We start from the raw sequence: 17,521 nt of genomic DNA, 5'->3' as shown, positions 1-17,521 counted from the left end.
CCGGTGCCGACGCATCGTGCTATGCGCAGCTCTCGACACAATTCCCGCGATGTGAGTTACGAAATGATGCTTATGATGCGGCCGGTATTTCGGCCGGCGCCTTGTGCAGCACGCCTCCCTTCATGATCATGGCAAGTCGGCTCGGATCCTGGAGAATGGCAACATCCTGCGTCGGGTCTCCGTCGACAAGCAGCAAGTCCGCCAGCCACCCTTCGCGCACCTGCCCCACCTCGAGTCCCATCAGTTCGCCACCGAACTGCGTGGCCGAGCGCAGGGCCTCGGCTGGCGTGAAACCGAAATGGCGAACGAAATGCTCGAGATCGCGGGCGTTGCGGCCATGCGGATTGAAGGGAAATCCATAGTCGCCGCCGGTCAGGATCCTGACGCCCCGCGCCTTGAGCTCGGGCACGAGACGCGCCTCGCGCTCCATGCGCACTTGCGCGCTCGCCTTCATGTGCGACATGTCGACGTGCGGCGGCGGACTGGCCTCGAGCGCAGCGACCGAAACGCCCGGCCCCGGCGCATAGAAGAAGCGGTCCTTCTCGGCGACCATGCGCTCGATACCCGCCTCGTCGGCGAACGAGCCGTGGTAGATGATCCGGGCGCCGGCATCGAGCGCAAGGCCGATCGCCTCGTTTGAATAGGCATGAGCCGCGATCCACAGACCGGCCTCGCGTGCGGCCTCGCCCGCGGCCTGCATTTCCTCGGCCGTATAGAGCACGTCCATCGCCGAACCCGGCTTGAGCGCGTCCTCGCCCGAGACCACCAGCTTGATCGAGCGCACGCCTTCCTTGCGGCAATATTCGACGAAGGCACGCATCGCCTCGGGCCCGCGCCCGTTGAACACATCGCCGGTCTCGACGCCGTCCTCGCCTTCGGGGCTGCGTTCGAGCGTCGAGGGGACCATGCGGGGGCCGGGGGTCGTGCCGGCCGCGATCGCGTCGGCAAGTTCGGGCTCGATCATGTCGCCCAGGGCGCCGGCCGAATAGATCGAGGTAAAGCCGTGATCGAGCAGGACGCGCGCGTTGCGCCAGGCGGCGACCTTCAACTCCTCGGGCGGAAGAATGAACTGGTGGTAGATCTTCTCGACCGAGGAGGCCCAGGTGAGATGGGTGTGCGCATCGACGAGGCCCGGCATCAGGATCCTGCCGCGCCCGTCGATCACCGAATCGACGCCCTCGGCGGAAATCGGTGCTTCGTAGGACACGCGGGAAATGCGCTCGCCGTCGACCAGGACGGAGCCGGGCCGCGGATCACTGCCGGTGCCATCGAAAATGGATACATCGCGGATCAAGGTCCGCATCGCACTCTCCCGTTCTTGTCTTTCGCAGATCGACGTTTACCGACACGCGACCCACAAAGTAAAATAGTCATATTTCAGGTTAGCATAGCATCTGCCTATGCTTGTGGCCGCAAGGCGGGCTTGCCCCTTCAAATGTCTCGAACGCGGCTACATCAAGCCTCGCGCAGGTGCCGTCACCTTCGAAACGGAGCTGTCCCGAGTTGCCCGCCTGCACCAGATCGGCGAGCACCTAGGCGACGACCGGGACGCGAAGCGATCCTGCCCTGGCCTTGCGGTCGCTCGAGATGGAGGCGCATGAACAATTCAACCCCGCAGGAGCACCCGCGCCTTGGCGACACGCACCCGCGTGGCTGACCTGCGCACCTCGCCCCAAGTTCCCCAAGGCAACGTCATCGTGCTGGGCGGTGGCATCGCCGGCCTCAGCGCCGCGCAGACGCTCACCGCCGCCGGCATGCAGGTCACCCTGGTCGAGGCCGAGGCCAGCTGCGGGGGAACGCATCGCTCGCACGCGATCGGCCCCTACACGTTCGATGTCGGCTCGATCTTCTATGAGGCCAACGCTCGGCTCTTCGCGCTTGCGCCCGGCCTAAAGGAGATGTGTCCGACGATCAGTCGCCAACAACGGCGCATCGCGCCAGGCGGCGAACTGCTGCACTATCCGCTCGAGCCGCGCGAATTCCTGCGCCGCCGCCCCCTCGAACTCCTGCTCGCGCTGCTCGACCTCGCATGGTCACGCCTGCGGGTTCGACGCAATGGTGGCCTCGATGCGATCTCCCGCAAGCGGCTGGGGCGCCGATTCTTCGAAAGCACGGGCCTGCGCCACTACATCACCCGCTTTCACCATGTTCCGCCAGAAGAGGTGAGCGAGACCTTCTTCTTCCACCGCATGGGCTTCATCGACAAGGCCACCCGGCTCCGCGCACTTGCGCGCCTGACCTTGCGGGCGTTGTTCTCCCGAGGATCGGTCGCCAACCGCCCCCGCCCCGTGCTTCATGTTCGGCCACGCGAAGGCTTTGCCCCCCTCTTCGAGCGAATTCTCGCCCAGTTGCGCGCACAGGGGGTCGAAACCCGCCTTGCGACACGGATCGATTCGATCCGCCGTGAGGGTTCCTCCTTCGTACTGGAAACCGACAGCGGCACTTTGCGGGCCAGCGCGATCGTGTCCACGATCCCGCTCGCGACGCTGCACAAGGCCGTGTTCGGCACGTCCTGCGGGCTCGAGGCTCTCGACATGACCACGCTGTTCGCGTCGGCCTCCTGGCTCGACGCGCGGGTCGGCAACGTACTCTTCAACTTCGACCGCCACGGCCGCTGGAAACGAGCCACCATCTATTCGCGCATCTACCCCGAACCGGCATTGCCTCGCGAGTTCCTCGCGATCGAGTGCACCATCCCCCCTGGTGGCGAACACGCGCCGGATGTGATTTTCGCCGACTTTCGCGGGCACGTCGAAGGCTTGGGCCTTGCACGCGATCTCGCGCTGGAGGGGCACACCCGCGTCGAAGGCTGCTATCCGCTCTACCGCCCGGACACAGAGGCCACCCTTCGGAATACGCTGGAGCGGATCGCGCAGGCCGGGATCGTCACGGTGGGCCGGCAAGGCCGGTTCGAATACCTGCCCACCTCCAGTGGGGTCATCCGGCGCGTGCGCGAGGAACTCGAAAAAGCGGGTTTGAAGTCACCGGCCGACGGCCCGCCGGCATCTGGCGTGCGGGCCTGACGACCGCAACCCGCCCCCCCTTGCGTGCACGCTTCCCCCCCGCCTTCGCCGCGCCGGCCATATCTCCACCGGAATGGAGGTTAACCCGGCCAAACCCCTTGGAATCATCGCATTTTCGCCCCGTTCAGGATGCAGTTGAACTGGTTGAGGGAGGAATTCGGGCGCAATTTCAAGGCCATGACCACCGCGTTATTCCGCAACATGAACCTGCCGGCGAAGGCAGACCCGATCGCCGCGGCGCCCCCGCCAAGCCTGCGCTTGTTCAACGTCAAGTACAGCCCGAACCTGGGCGATGGCCTGCTCAGCGAATGCCTGGAGTGGGCGCTGCAGGAAGGCGGGAAGGCGCAGGCCCGGTCGATCGACCTTGCGGCACGCACCGCCTATTCGCCCGGCTCGCCGCAACGAATGGCCAGCTTGCGCATCCTCCAGGCCCTACCGCCGCCGCTTCGCCGGCAGGCCATCCGCCTTCCCCTTGCCCTGACCGCGCGCCGGACCTGGTCCCCCCACTACCGGAACCGACTGGGCAATGCACAGGCCATCGTGATCGGTGGCGGAAACCTCCTGGCCGACATGGACCTCAATTTCCCGACCAAGATCGCACTGGCCATGAAGGTAGCCCAAGCTCGCGCGCTTCCCATCTTCATCTACGGCGTGGGGGCCAGCCCGGGATGGAGCCCGCGCGGCCGTGCGCTGCTTCACGAAGCGCTGTCCAGCGGGCTCGTGCGCGGGGTCTGGGTTCGCGACCGGCGATCGCAAGCGATCTGGCACGAACTTGCCGGGGAGGCCTTCGGGCTCGAGGCGGGCCTCGTGCGCGATCCGGGCCTTCTGGCCGCGGCGCGCTATGGACTGCGCAAGCGCCCACTTCGGGTCGACGGACAGGCTCGGCTCGTCGGGCTCAACATCATGAGCGCGCTTGCCGCCAGCTACCACGGCGGTGCTCCCATGCGCGAGCCCAAGCTCGACGACTGGTACCTCGCGCTCGCACGCAAGCTGCTCGATGCCGGCTGCCAGCTCGAAATCTTCAGCAATGGCAGTCCGGAGGACCGAGCTGCCGTGAAGCGGATTCAACCGTACTTGCGCGAGGATGAACTGGCCGGGCGCGTCGTGTTTCCCGAGATTTCAACGCCTGAGGACATCGCAAGGTGCTGTGCCCGCCTGGACGGGCTCGTCGCCTATCGCATGCACGCGATCATCGCCGCCTACTCCTGCTCCGTCCCCTTTCTCGCGCTGGCCTGGGACCGCAAGCTGACGTCCTTCGTCGAATCGGTGGGCTGCGCCGACTGGCATGGCGATCAGGCCCACATGCATCCCGAGGATGCGCTCGCCCGGCTCTTCAAGGCCATGGAACAAGGCATCGACCCCAAGCGTCACGCGGCCACTCTGGACGTGGCCCGCCGGGATATCGAACATTTGCGCCAAACGATCACGGCCGAACTGGCAAGGAATGGTGCCTGAGCCCACGTCATCGCGACCGCGCCGACCTGGCCCAGGCGTCCTGGTCGGGATCGTGCTAGCCGTCTCCTCGACGGCACAGCCCAGCTTCGCCCAGTGTCTCGCCCCATCACAGCAGGCCGCGCCCACCCGCCTGGGTGCCGCGACGAATTTCGGACAAGGCTGGAACCTCGCCACCCTGCGCGCGGCGCAAGACCTGGGCGCGCTGCGGCTGCGCGACAGTTTGCGCTGGGCCCAGATCGAACGCGAAAAGGGCATATACCGCTTCGACCGACCGACCAGTTCGTATCCCGACGCTCTTGCCCGCGCCGGGCTGCACCTCACCCTTACGCTCAACTGGGGCAATCCGCTTTATGATGGCGGAGACACCCCCCACTCCCCCGAAGCCCTGGCGGCCTTCGGACGTTTTGCCGCCGCCGTCGTGGCGCGCTTTCCCGCGATCGACGCGCTTGAAATCGGCAACGAGGTCAATGGCGCCAACTTCGTGAAGGGGCCAGTCCTCACCGAAGGACTGGCGCATCGCGCCGCCTATCACCTTGCGATGGTGGCCGCTGCAGCCAAAACCGTGCACGAACATCGCCCGGATATCGTTGTGCTCGGCGGAGCCACGCACTCGCTTCCCGGCGGCTTCCTCTGGCCCTTGCTCGAACGCGACACGACGCACGCCATCCAGGGCCTAACCGTCCACCCCTACACGACCCCGATCGAGCAGTTGCCAGCCCAGATCGGCCTCGTGTGCCAGTCCCCTCGCACCGCAGTCCCTCCTCTTTACGTGACCGAATTCGGCAGCACCTCGCCGGAGCGGGCAGCCGACGAGCTCGTGCGTAGTTACGCCACGCTGGCCAGCCTCCACGCCGCCGAGTTCGACTGGTACCCACTCAATCCGCGTGGCGATCGCCAGATCCCCCTCGTTACGCGCTCGGGAAAACTGACCGATGCCGGGCGTGCCTTTCGCTTCGTGCAGACCCATCTCGCCCACCAGATCGCCCGGGATGCGAGCCCGGACGCCTTCACCCGCATCCACGCCTTCGGCGACAAGGCCTGGGTGCTCTGGGGAGCACCCCGTACCATCCATGTCGGCAGGTCCGACCTTCGTGCCTTCGACGCCGTCGGCCGCAGCCTCGCCTCGACAGCGCTCGCACTGACGGAAGACAAACCGCTTATCCTGCTGTCACCCCAAGCCGCATCCGCGCCGCCGATCAAGCTGGGATGCAGTGCCTTGCTGGCCGACAGTCTCTACCAGTTCGATTATCCCTCGCCGCGTCGAAATCGGACTTCCGACCCGTTTGAACGTTTCGTTCGTCTGGGCGATCGCCAGCTTGCCTTTACGGTAATGCCGGGACAACAGCGCAAGGGTGTGCCTTGGACACCTTACCTCGGCCTCGAGGCCTACCCCGGAATACGGCTGGATGGCACCAGCCTGCGGCCCGGCTTCGGCGCGGCGGAGGGTTCGATCGTCCAGCGCATTGCGCTCGAAGGGCCGCGCACCATTCGGCTGAAGATCGAACTGCGCCCCCAAAACACCGGAGGCGCGAACTTCCGGCTGGCGCTGCGACTGGGAAACCGCGATCTAGGGCACCGCCAGATAAACGGCGACACGACCGCCTCCTACGTCCTTCCCGTCGCAGGTCGAGAATCTCTGGAGATTGCCTTGGGTGCGGCTCCCGGCTCCTCACCAGGCGCGACCGACTATCGCATTCGCCTTTATGACGATGGCCGATGCATGTCGCAAACCAGCGCCTCGCACCGGTTGCGCTAAAGCGATTCGCGTCACGCGTCGGCGACGAATCCTCGCTCATCAAACGCCTCGCGAGCGAGATCGCGACAGCTCTCACCCAAAAAAAATAGGCCAGCCGCCCTTCGGCGGCATCCCGCATGGCTGGCTTCGGCAACGGGAAATCGCGTGGTTTGGCATCCACGTCATGGACACGAGCAAGGCTCGAAGCCCAGGCCTTTCAGCTATGGTCAATTTGGAGTTAACGGCCATGTCGATCCCGTTCGGTTTCCCGCCAGCGTGGTTCCTGCAAAGGTTTACGTAAGACCCGAAAATACCTGAAACACCCTATCGAAAAATAATCAATTCAGTAATAAATAAGTAAAAATCTATTTAAAATAGATACACCAAAAGCATAGATACGCCATTAGGCACCCCATCCATATTTCGACGATCAATCCAGCGGCCACCCGGAAATGCAAACAGTCCGATGGTCGCCAGCCCCCAAAACGAGCCCCCCGAGGATTGATCATGGACAAGACCATCATTTCGACTTCGAACTTCGACGCCATTTCCGCCAACGCCTTCTACTACAACGACAAGTACGAGAAGAAGGAATGGTATCTCGATGGTTCGACAACCGATTCCGCGCTCAGCATCGATGTGTTTCCCGTCTGGGCCGACTACAGCGGCAAGGGCGTGAAGGTCGGCGTGATCGACTCCCAGATCGACTTCACCCACTCCGACATCAAGCATGCCTACGCGTCCGGCCTCGACTACAACTTCACACTGGGCACCGACAACGTGACGATCGATCCGGCCGCGCTGCCCTATTTCCATGGCACCGCCGTTGCCGGCGTGATCTCCGCCGAAGCCAATAACGGCGTGGGTACCGTCGGGATCGCGTCGGGCGCCACGCTCGTCGGCTACGGCGTCGACTATGGCGCGAGCACCGCAGTCACCGACATTCTCGCCGCACTCCAGCGTGCGGTCGATGTCGACGTCGCCAACAACAGCTGGAGCTTCAACTCCAATTTCGCGGACAATTTCACCCGCAATCCGACCTACGGCGAAGCGCTTCTCTCCAGCGTGATCGCAGGTCGCGGCGGCCTCGGCACCTCGCAGGTCTTCGCGGCGGGCAACGCCGGCACGAGCGGCTCGTCGAACTACCACAATTTCCAGAACTCGCCCTACGCGATCGCAGTGGGCGCCGTCGACCCGACCGGTGCAGCCTCCAGCTTCAGCAGCGTGGGCGCCAATGTCCTGATTTCGGCCGCGGGCCGCGACGTCTTCACCACCACGCTCAAGGAGCGCTACGAGAGCTACAACGGCACCTCCTTCGCCGCCCCTGCGGTCTCCGCGACAATTGCCCTCATGCTCGAGGCGAACCCGGACCTGGGCTATCGCGATATCCAGCAGATTCTCGCCTATTCCGCGCACCGCGAGGGCCTTGCCGACACTACAAGCTTTGGGGACGGCTGGCTGACCAACGGCGCCAACAACGCCAACGGCGGCGGCCTGCATTTCAGCGATGCCTTCGGCTACGGCTTCCTGAACGTGCATGACGCCGTGCGCCTTGCCGAAACCTGGGATCGCCAGCAGACTTACGCCAATCTCACCACGATCTCCAAGACCGTCACCACCAGCCAGACCCTCACGGCCGGCAGCAACGACCATCTCTCGCTCTCCATCCAGATCGACAAGCCGATCTCGGTCGAACACGTCCAGCTCTCGATGGATCTGCGCTGGACGCAGACCGCGAACCTCGACGTCTATCTCGTCTCGCCCGAAGGTACGCAGGTACGCCTCGTCTACGACCTGCCCGGGCTCGACAATGTCGGCAACATCCGTGACTTCACCTTCAGTTCGGTTGCCTCGATGGGCGAACTTTCCGTCGGCACCTGGACGCTCGAAATCTACAATCGCAACCCCAGCGCCGTGGACAAGAACGGCAATCCGCTGACCGGCCTGCTCCGCGACGCGACCCTGACGCTTCAGGGCAATAGCGCGGACCTCAACAACGACCTTTACATCTACACGAACGAATTCGGATCGCTCTACAAGGGGGCCGATCTCGCCCAACGTGCGATCCTGCACGATACCAATGGCGGCATCGACACACTCAACGCGGCCGCGATCACGTCCGCCTCGACCATCGACCTCTCCGGCAACGGCCCCACAATCCTGGCCGGTGTGACCTTGGCATTGGATGGCAGCATTGAGAATGCCTACACCGGCGACGGCAACGACACCGTGCGGGGCAACGACGCCGCCAACCGGATCACGACCGGCCGCGGCGACGACACGATCTATTTCACCACCGGCGGCGACACGCTTGACGGCGGCGCGGGTCAGGACACGCTGATTTTCGGCTCCAGCGTTGACAAGCTCGCCGGATCGCTTACCGCCGACGGAACTCTCGCTCTCTCGCTTGGGAGCGGCGCGGCCACCCTTGTCACCAATATCGAGAACTTCGTCTTCTCGGAAGGCAGCTACAGCCTCGCCCAGATCTTGGATCGGTTGGGTTCCACCACGCCACAGTCGAGCACGACCGCCAACGTCGAGGTGCCGCAAGTTCCGACCAACGAAAGCACGACCACGGACATCGCCGCAAACGCGCCCGCGCAAGAGACCACGACCTCAACCACCACGACGGCTGACCTGACCAACACCAAGTTCGTGCAGACGCTTACCGGTACGACCGGCGACGATACCATCAAGGGCGGGCTCGGCGCGGACTACATCGACGGCGGTCTCGGCGCGGATCGTCTTTATGGCGGCGACGGCACCGACAAGCTGCTCGGCGGATATGGCGACGACCTTCTGCGGGGTGACGCCGGCGACGACTGGCTCTTCGGTGGCCAGGGCGCGGACAAGCTTTATGGCGGCGACGGAGCCGACACGTTCGTCGTCGACATTTCCGAACTCGGCGCGCTGGATTGCATCTACGACTTCAATGCCTCGGCAGGTGACCGCATCCTCGTGACTGGCCTTTCCACGGCTGCGTTGGCCAACGCCGAATTCACGCTCCAGATGCAAAGCACGAGCAGCGTCCTGCAATTGATCGCCGACAACACGGTCTACGACATCGCCCGGATCAAGGGCGAAGGCGTCGAGACCCTCTCTACCGTCCACGACGACATGGGACTGCTCTTCGCCTGATCCCCTGCTTCCCCTCGCTTACCAGGAGAGGCCGCCCGTGTAGGAACCGGGCGGCCTCGTTCTCATGGCGCCTATGCATCCCGCACCAGCAGAGAAATTCGCCGACCAAACTTGAAATTTGATCCCTAACGATGCGTTTACTACAGATCGGTAATTGAATAAAATACTGCAAGGAATGAAAATAAGTTCTAACTTCGTACAAACCGAGAATAGGTCCGCTCAAGAATGGACGTTTCGCAAGGTATGCCTTTCCAGTCCTGATGCTAAGCCCTCCTGCGATGGAGGGGGCAACTGCCCTGCTCGTCTCGCAGGCGGAGGTCGTTATCGATCACGTCTTAGGAGCAGACCCGAAATTCGGCGATCGGGAATCCCGTGGCGCCGCTGGGACGGTCCCACCAGCGTTACAGCGATCTGCGAAAGGATGTCTTAATGCCCTACTCCAATCCCGTCACCGGCACTTCAGGTGAAATTTCCGTCGGCGGCTCCGAATTCGGCGACGTGCTCAACGGTACCGCAGCCAATGACGTTATTTCAGGTGGTGGAGCGAGCGACGTACTGAATGGCGCCGGCGGCGACGACATCCTGCTCGGCGGTGCCAATCAGGATTCGCTTCGCGGTGATGAAGGCAACGATGCCCTTTACGGCGGCGGCTCGGACGACAAGCTCTACGGCGGCACCGGAGACGACTATCTCGATGGCGGCGGTCAGAATGACCGTCTTTATGGCGGCGATGGCGAGGATATCATCATTGGCGGCAATGGCGACGATGTCCTCTATGGCGACAACGCCAATGACAACTTTGATCAGGAGGGGTTCGCGGACACGTTCGTCTTCGATTCCGACGATGGCAACGACAAGGTCTACGACTTCGAGACCGGCATCGATACGGTCCAACTGACCAGTGGCGGCGCTTACACCATGATCTACAAGGGCAGCGACACGATCCTGACGTATGGCTCAACGACCGTGCGATTCTACGACGAACACCTCGTCGACAGCGATATCGTAATCATCTGAAAGTCCTCACCCCGAGATAGGCAAAATGGGCCGGAAGGAAACTTCCGGCCCATTTTGCATGCTTGCCCCCTGCTCAAGCTGGCTGTGCAGGGCGCCAGGGGCGAACGGGCCACTTCCCGAACTGCCGTCGAGGCACTTGGCCCGAGACCGCCGCGACAAGGCCGAAGCCAAACGCCGTCATGCCCCCAAAATCCGAATTCCCCACCATCAGCCCCACGGTGAAACCGGGCACGAAGGAAAAGCGGAATGCCGACAGGACAAGCCGCCCCTCGCTCGAGAGATCCGGCCTTCCACGTGCCAGCGATTGAAGAACGAATGCATAATAGAGACCAGCCCCCACAATACCGGTGCCACTCAGGATCGCGACAAGGCTGCTCGACGTGCGGGCACTTCCAAGTCCGACACCCAGCCCATCGCTGGCGAACAGGCTCGCGAAGGCAACCGAACGCCACATTCCTCGCTGCTCGTAAGACATCGAACTGCCTTTTTGCAGGATCATCCGATCGAAGGTGTCGTAAACTGGCTCCAGCAAATCGGGCCGGATAATCAATAGCGTGCAGATTGCGATCAGCAACCCGATCACCGCAGACAGTTCCCCCGCCAAACCCCGCCGATAATCCCGATCGCGGGCACGCACCCGCAATAGCCATTCCAGCATGGCGACACTGAAGAACAGGGCAAGCCCAAGATAAGTACCACTGGATTTCGCGACACAAATGCACGCCAGCAAGGACACCAGTACCACTGGCGCGACAACATTGCGCCACCAAGCAAACAAAATGGCCCGGCGGTAGAAATAAATCGCGCTGAGGAAGGCGAGGCACAGAGCTCCGAAAGCCGACGCTTCAGGCATAAGCCCTACCACGCGCTTCGAACCAAGCACCTCGACATCGATCGCAAGCGCATAACTGGCCGTACGCAGCGGCTCGAGAACCGCGCCGAGCGGCAGATACTGGCTCAGGAAATCGAGCAAGCCAGTCGCGGACGCGATCAGACCGCCCAGGCAAAGGGCCTTGTAGGCCTGCTGGCGCAATCGCTCGGACTGCATCAATCGGGCAAAGGCAAAAACGAGCGAAATCGAGATCAGCAAATAGACAAGCTGCGAAAAGTTCTGTGCCGTCGGCCTCAAGGCGACGACCTGGTCGAGATCTCCGCGAACCGGAACGACGTCGATCTGACCTTCGAACAAGCGCGGCATGAACAGTGTCGTCGTAGCGGCCACGGCGCCAAAGAGAAAAAGCAGTAGCAAGCGATCAGGGCGGCACGCGAGCCCCAGGATCTGGATCAGACCACCCCTTCGCATAAAGACGCGTAAGGTCAGCATCAGCGCCACCAGCGGCGTCGCGGTAATCGTGAGACCTGCGGTTAAGGCCGTGGGTACGACCGCAAAAGCACCGAAGGGCATCGATGCAAAGAAGAGATAGATCAGGACCGGCTTGCGGCTCACCGCGCCCCACACGAGCAGCCCCCAGACCAGGACAATCGGGATCGCGCTCATGCACGGCCTCCCGCGCGCCGATGGTTGCCGAGCCACAACTCGCCCCTGCCCCGCACACCGCAAAGAAGCAGGCCGCGATAGCAACTTCGCCCAGCGTCGAAGATCATGCCCGCCACCGCATAATCCACGACATTTCGCATTAGCATTGCGATCATGACGATTACCCGCCCCTTACCAGCCATGGATGGGACGCCCGATCAGGCTTTCAAAAGCGCTTCGCCGTGCGCCCAGATATTCGGCGAGGTAACTCCGGGCACCACTTTCATCGATCGCGCTTTTCTCGAAAGGAACAGTCGCTGCCGCCCGCAGCCGATTCACGAGGTGGGCAGGAAGCCTCTCACGTACGCGTGACCAGGCCGCCGAATTACGAACGACGCGCACGAATGCAAAGCGCTGATGGCGGCTCGTCGGCGCAGAGCGATGACGCTCGCTCAGTTGCTCCTCGCCGTAGTCGAAATCAGCCAGGCCAAGCCATGCGAAGCAAGCCGCCAGAGTGCGCCGACGCTCGTGCTTCAGTTCTTCGGCGACGACGACGTGGATTTGCTCGGGAGCGAAATGCGCCAGGTACTGCTCCAACTGCAAGGCATAGTCCGAGGTATCCCGGTAGATCGGGTTCTCGCGCATGGCGCGTTCGATCGGAAGGCTCTCCTGGAATTCCTTGAACCGCTGCCAGTAGTGCGCGATCGCCCGCGAAACCGGTTCGCGCACGACATAGATGATCCGCGCCTGAGGGGCCGTTGCCGCGATCCGCGCCGCAACGCCTTCGCGTTGCGGAAACTGGGAATAGTACACGCTCGCCTCGCCACGATACCGTGCCTTTTCACCGCCTCGCCACAAATCCAGATAAGCACCACCATCATGGGAGCACGGCCGCCGGGCCATGATCGGCCAAGCCTGGGCCAGCTCGCCGTCGTCGACGAAGAAGCAAGGTTCCTTTTCGGAACTCATGCAGATTTCGGGATGGCATTTGAGGTAGGCGTGCAAGGCGCTCGTGCCCGACTTCGACGACCCGATGACGAAAAGATTCGGAGTCAGCGCTCGATCCGCGACGGACATGCACCGTTCCATCTGTGCCTCACGCACCGCATTGGTAAATCCCTTGTCGATGGCCTTGCGCATTCGCGCCTCCTGTTGCGTCTCACAGCACGCAGGATAGCTCTACGCACAGCTGCATAGAATTGCGGTAGCATCCACTTTGGAAGTTCGGCCCCGATCGGGCATGAATCACCTCTATCGGCACGACAAGTCGGCCAACATACTTTCGAATACTTGGGGAAATCGGAGAACCAGAAGCTCATCAGGCAGCTGCGAAGATCGTAAATGGATGTGTCTCGCGTGGGCTCGTCGAGCGAGCTTGGGCACTCTCATGAGGATGCATGCCGGGAGGGGTCTGCATCCACCACGGCTTCGGCAATCCGTGAAATCCGGCGCAAGCAGCGGATATTCCGGCTTGCCATTGGCCAACAGCGAGATGAGGTCATGATGTTCGATTCCAACTTCGACGTGCAGGAACCCGCCCCCTTCGATGATCGCGAGCCGGTTGCCTCCGGCAAGTCGAGAAGGGAAAACCTGCGGATCGCCGTCGTTGTCGCCAGCACCTCCCGACCCGAGCTCATCGCCCAGATGACCAGCTTGATGGAACATCAAAGCCTGCGCCCGGACCTGCTCGTGTTTTCGATCTGCGAACAGGCCGACCTTCCTCGAAACATCCCGAAGGCCCCCTGGATTCGGATCGTGCAAGGTCCGCGAGGATTGTGTGCTCAACGCAATACCGCGCTCGAGTTTCTCGGTTCCGACTACGACCTCGTCGCATTCTATGATGACGACTTCGTACCGGCGCGCAACAGCATCGCGCAGATGCATCGCTTCTTTTCGGATCACCCGAGCGTGGCCGGTGCCACGGGACATGTGCTTGCAGACGGTATCCGTACTCAGGGAATTGCTCTTTGCGAGGCTCTCAGCCTGCTGGAAGAGCATGCGCGAAACGAACCGAATCCCAATTGTATTGTGACCGATCTGGTTGGCCTATATGGCTGCAACATGGTCTATCGCATTGCTGCAATCGGGAGGCATCGTTTCGATGAGCGGCTCAAGCTTTACGCATGGCAGGAAGACATCGACTTCGCGGCCTCGATTCGCCACCGCGGCCGCATCGTCAAGACCTTCGCTTTTTGCGGCGTCCACCAGGGCGTCAAGCACGGCCGCACGCCCGGCTTCCGACTTGGCTATTCGCAAGTGATCAATCCCTCTTACCTAGCAGCCAAGGGAACGATGCCCACGATGAGCGCGCTTCGTCTGATTGTCCGCAACGTTCTGGCGAACCACCTAAAGATGTGGCGCCCAGAACCCTGGATCGACAGACGCGGTCGCGTGCGCGGAAACTGGCTCGGCGCCCTCGATCTTCTGCGCGGCCGATTGACCCCGGAGCGGATTGAGACCCTCTGAAACGATGAACGATCCCTCAGGCCGGCAAAGACGATCCTCACCTTGCCGCGAGCACGCCGGATACGGTTCCCGGTGTCGGCGGCGGACTGTTGGTTTCCTGGCCTGCGTGCTGATGATGTCCGTGTCAGTCGTCCTTCTGCCCCTTGTGAGTGCTCCCTCACCCTCGCTCACCGGGCTTGCCGCGCTCATCCAAGCCCCGGCAGCATTCCTCGGCGCCGCAAGCGCGATCTCGCTAACGCTTACGGCTCGAATGGCAATCGTACGGCTTTTCGCGCTCTCGGCGGGACTTCTAGGCCTGATTCAGGGCGTGCCCTTGCCTGGCAAGTACCCAAACGGCGCACAGTGCCTTGTCGGTCAGTCCGATATCAAGATCGCCTGGCTCAATACGCAAGGCGCCAGACGAACCGATCTCATCGAAGAATGGATCGCGCGCGAACAACCCGACATATTCGGAGTGGCCGAATTGCCTCCCTCTGCGCGTGCATTCGAAGCCCGTTTGGCACGCAACTATCCATATCGCCAGAATTGCCAGGAACGGTCCTATTGCTCGACGGAAGTGTTCGCCCGGGATGCTCCCGTCAGCGGCGTAGCTCTGGCTCGAGGCGATGCGGAAAATCGTAAGACGCTTTCCGGCGCAGCCATGAAATTTCGCCAGCAATCCAACTCGAATGTCTGGCACTTGGTTGCCCTCCACCTGTCTCGCCCTACGACCCCGGCTGCACAAAGCCGCGAACTGCATGAATTCGAAGCGCGTCTCGGCGCGGATGCGAACACGATCGTGATTGGCGACTTCAATCTCACGCCTCGTATGCCCCTGCTGACAGATTTCGCTGCGCGTAACGAGTTGCGCGTAACGTTAGCGGGGCGCCCGACCTGGCCAGCTTCCTCGACTGGCCCCCTCCAAGGTGGACTCTGGCAAATCGATCAAATCCTTGTCGGCCGAAACTGGTCCGTTCGCACCCTGCACGTTTCACCTTGGGTTGGTTCGGATCATCGCGGATTTTCCGCCACTTTGTGCCGCACCCAGTAGCGCTCGGCTCGGCACGCCAGAAAATTCCCATCTTCGGCGAGCGCGCTTTCTCGGGCGGCTTCCCGCCTGTGCGATCGAAGCTGTCTTGCCGGCCACCGACATCCCAGCCTCGATCATCGTCGTGCATAACGTCGTCCGGGCCGATGCCTCTCACTGCAAATGGGACACTCAAAGGCCGACTTCGTTTCACATTCGAAGCAGCTCGAAAGCCAGCCCCACGACGGCTTGATCCCGGTGCACCTGAGGGCAGCCCAAACGGATGATGGCCTTCGAATGGTCTCGCACTTCATCGACGGCCAGTCCGTTGCACAACGGCGGTTTCAAGGCCCTCGACTGGACACTGACCCAAAGCCGACAATCTTCCGGGCAACGCACACGCTTGCGTGCACCTAGCCCCCCTGAACCCGCCATCGCATACAGGTCGGTTCCGCTTCCCGACAGGACGTTCTCGCCCAGCTGGGACGTCACGCATTCGAAGGCTTGTCAGTCGAAAATCTGCCAAAATTCGCCGCACATCGTGCAATGAACAGTTGACGCGCACCCGACATGGGCACCAATGCGTTCAATAAGCCCCCCTGGCAAAGGCAAGGACAGGAACCGTCTTGGCCATCAGCCAGAGATCGAAAACGATCCCTTTTTGAAGGACATAGTCAAGATCCATTTCAACCCGGGCGCGGAAGGAGACATCGCTTCGTCCGCTGGTCTGCCAAATACCCGTCAGCCCTGGCCGGACCTTGCAGTAATATTCGAAACAATGTCCGTAGCGCTCGACCTCGCTGAGAACAACGGGCCTGGGCCCGACGATGCTCATGTCGCCCGCAATCACGTTGAACAGCTGGGGAAGTTCGTCGAGGCTGAATTTTCGCAGAATGGCGCCCACGGTAGTAATCCGGGGATCATTTCGCAATTTTCGCGTTTCGTCCCACTCGCGCCGCGCGTCAATATTTGTCGCCAGATGGTGTTTGAGAATGGCATCCCCATTTACGTGCATCGTACGGAATTTGAGGCATCTGAAGAATCGACCTCTATATCCGACCCGTTTATGCCCATAGAACAGCGGTCCATGGTCACTCACGTAAAGGAAAAGTGCAAGGACTAGAAAGAATGGCAAGATGAACAGTAGGATAGCGCTCGCCATCGCGATGTCGAACAGTCGCCAGACGCCCAATTGCAAGACGGTGCGGCCGGGAGCCCCGAGCGGCGAACGGACGGACAATCCGACTTCCTGGGATGGTGTGCCCGGACCGAAGCTGCTCACAGCCTCAACCCAATCAGGTTTCACTTCAAAATTAGTATCCTGCATAGAAATACATCCTCGAGCAACTCGGGCAGCATGACTTCTTGAAGTTCAACTACAGGTCCCACATCCGCCCAAATCGACCAATCCCATTAGAGTTCAGATCGGATCAGATTTATTGAATAAAGAAGAGGCAAATATTCCAATTCGCAATCGGACCGAATTTCGCTCTCCTGATCCCCGATTGCCGAGCAGCCCCGGCCGAAGCACAGCTCTGTCTGCCGCACGTGGCCTGCCTCAGACACTTTCGAGCCACTTGTTTCGCGCGCTCACGGTTTGCTCGGATCGGAAGAGAGCTTCCAGCTTCGCATAGCGTTCCACCGCCAAGTCCAGCAAAGTGTCCGGCACATCCAGGAACTCTCGCGTACCGGACGCGACCGGCAGAGCCGCTTCGATTCGCGAATAGGAACCACTGACCAAGGGATCACCTCCCCCTCCCCGCCGCGAGGCCGCGTGACTGCGATAGGCATTCTTTAAAGGGGGTTCGATCCCGATCGCGCCAGAGGTCGCCGCCAAAATGGCGTCCGGTTCTGCCATCAGCGACCGATGGGTGATACCAACGCGGCGTTCCGGAGCAAATCGGTGCCACATGCCCGCCAGCGCATCGAGCCGTTCGATATAGTACCGCGCAGCATCCGCATGATCGCGGTACTCCGGCCGCCCCAATGTCCGATACAACGTCACAATCGAGCGGATCGTCGCAACCGGTTCGCGGGCGACGAAAATTGCGCGGGCCGCGAAGAATTCATCGGGCGCGTGACGATCCAACCGTGAATGCAGGATCTTGTCGAATTGCCAGGGCGCGTTTCGCTTCCAGCTTCCGCGACGGATGCAATTGACGGCCAGACGTCCCGGCGCATCGAGTCCGTCATGGAACACGTGT

General features: G+C 61.9%; 12 protein-coding genes. 7 read left to right on the top strand and 5 right to left on the bottom strand.

The window, feature by feature from the left end; translation table 11 throughout:
- Positions 1–70: 70 nt before the first annotated feature.
- Positions 71–1,303, bottom strand: coding sequence for an amidohydrolase family protein (locus tag HT136_RS02210; protein WP_214197337.1), 1,233 nt, complete (start codon positions 1,301–1,303; stop codon positions 71–73).
- Between the two features lie 328 nt (positions 1,304–1,631).
- On the opposite strand from HT136_RS02210, the gene HT136_RS02205 reads away from it, so the two are divergent.
- From HT136_RS02205 to HT136_RS02185, 5 genes are all read left to right on the top strand, one after another.
- Entirely contained in the window at positions 1,632–3,023 is a 1,392-nt protein-coding gene (locus tag HT136_RS02205) for an FAD-dependent oxidoreductase (RefSeq protein WP_246543278.1), read from the top strand.
- A 135-nt stretch (positions 3,024–3,158) separates the two neighbouring features.
- Positions 3,159–4,478: a polysaccharide pyruvyl transferase family protein gene (locus HT136_RS02200; RefSeq protein ID WP_214197335.1), complete on the top strand. Its 1,320-nt coding sequence runs from the start codon at positions 3,159–3,161 to the stop codon at positions 4,476–4,478.
- A 52-nt stretch (positions 4,479–4,530) separates the two neighbouring features.
- Positions 4,531–6,234, top strand: coding sequence for a glycoside hydrolase 5 family protein (locus HT136_RS02195; RefSeq protein ID WP_214197334.1), 1,704 nt, complete (start codon positions 4,531–4,533; stop codon positions 6,232–6,234).
- A 486-nt stretch (positions 6,235–6,720) separates the two neighbouring features.
- A complete protein-coding gene (locus HT136_RS02190) occupies positions 6,721–9,351 on the top strand; it encodes a S8 family serine peptidase (protein WP_214197332.1) in 2,631 nt (876 codons plus the stop codon).
- Between the two features lie 429 nt (positions 9,352–9,780).
- A complete protein-coding gene (locus HT136_RS02185) occupies positions 9,781–10,368 on the top strand; it encodes a calcium-binding protein (protein ID WP_214197330.1) in 588 nt (195 codons plus the stop codon).
- A gap of 73 nt (positions 10,369–10,441) precedes the next feature.
- Here HT136_RS02185 and HT136_RS02180 read toward each other — a convergent pair whose 3' ends face one another.
- Positions 10,442–11,866: a hypothetical protein gene (locus HT136_RS02180; protein ID WP_214197328.1), complete on the bottom strand. Its 1,425-nt coding sequence runs from the start codon at positions 11,864–11,866 to the stop codon at positions 10,442–10,444.
- A gap of 171 nt (positions 11,867–12,037) precedes the next feature.
- The gene (locus tag HT136_RS02175) at positions 12,038–12,985 is read right to left on the bottom strand and encodes a sulfotransferase family protein (RefSeq protein WP_214197326.1); all 948 of its coding nucleotides are present in this window, start codon (positions 12,983–12,985) and stop codon (positions 12,038–12,040) included.
- Between the two features lie 360 nt (positions 12,986–13,345).
- Here HT136_RS02175 and HT136_RS02170 point away from each other — a divergent pair, with 360 nt between their 5' ends.
- Both HT136_RS02170 and HT136_RS02165 read left to right on the top strand, forming a co-directional pair.
- On the top strand, positions 13,346–14,311 hold the full coding sequence (locus tag HT136_RS02170) for a glycosyltransferase family 2 protein (protein ID WP_246543277.1): 966 nt from the start codon (positions 13,346–13,348) through the stop codon (positions 14,309–14,311).
- 250 nt (positions 14,312–14,561) lie between these two features.
- Positions 14,562–15,341: an endonuclease/exonuclease/phosphatase family protein gene (locus HT136_RS02165; RefSeq protein WP_214197324.1), complete on the top strand. Its 780-nt coding sequence runs from the start codon at positions 14,562–14,564 to the stop codon at positions 15,339–15,341.
- A gap of 562 nt (positions 15,342–15,903) precedes the next feature.
- Here HT136_RS02165 and HT136_RS02160 read toward each other — a convergent pair.
- Both HT136_RS02160 and HT136_RS02155 read right to left on the bottom strand, forming a co-directional pair.
- Positions 15,904–16,644, bottom strand: a complete 741-nt coding sequence (locus HT136_RS02160; protein ID WP_214197322.1) for a sugar transferase — start codon at positions 16,642–16,644, stop codon at positions 15,904–15,906.
- A 231-nt stretch (positions 16,645–16,875) separates the two neighbouring features.
- A complete protein-coding gene (locus tag HT136_RS02155; protein ID WP_214197320.1) occupies positions 16,876–17,517 on the bottom strand; it encodes a sulfotransferase family protein in 642 nt (213 codons plus the stop codon).
- Positions 17,518–17,521: the final 4 nt, after the last annotated feature.

Origin of the sequence: Novosphingobium profundi, from assembly GCF_018491765.1 — a bacterium.
Classification (GTDB): domain Bacteria; phylum Pseudomonadota; class Alphaproteobacteria; order Sphingomonadales; family Sphingomonadaceae; genus Novosphingobium; species Novosphingobium profundi.
The sequence above is the reverse complement of the archived record's forward strand: the minus strand, read 5'-3'. Positions and strand labels throughout refer to the sequence as shown.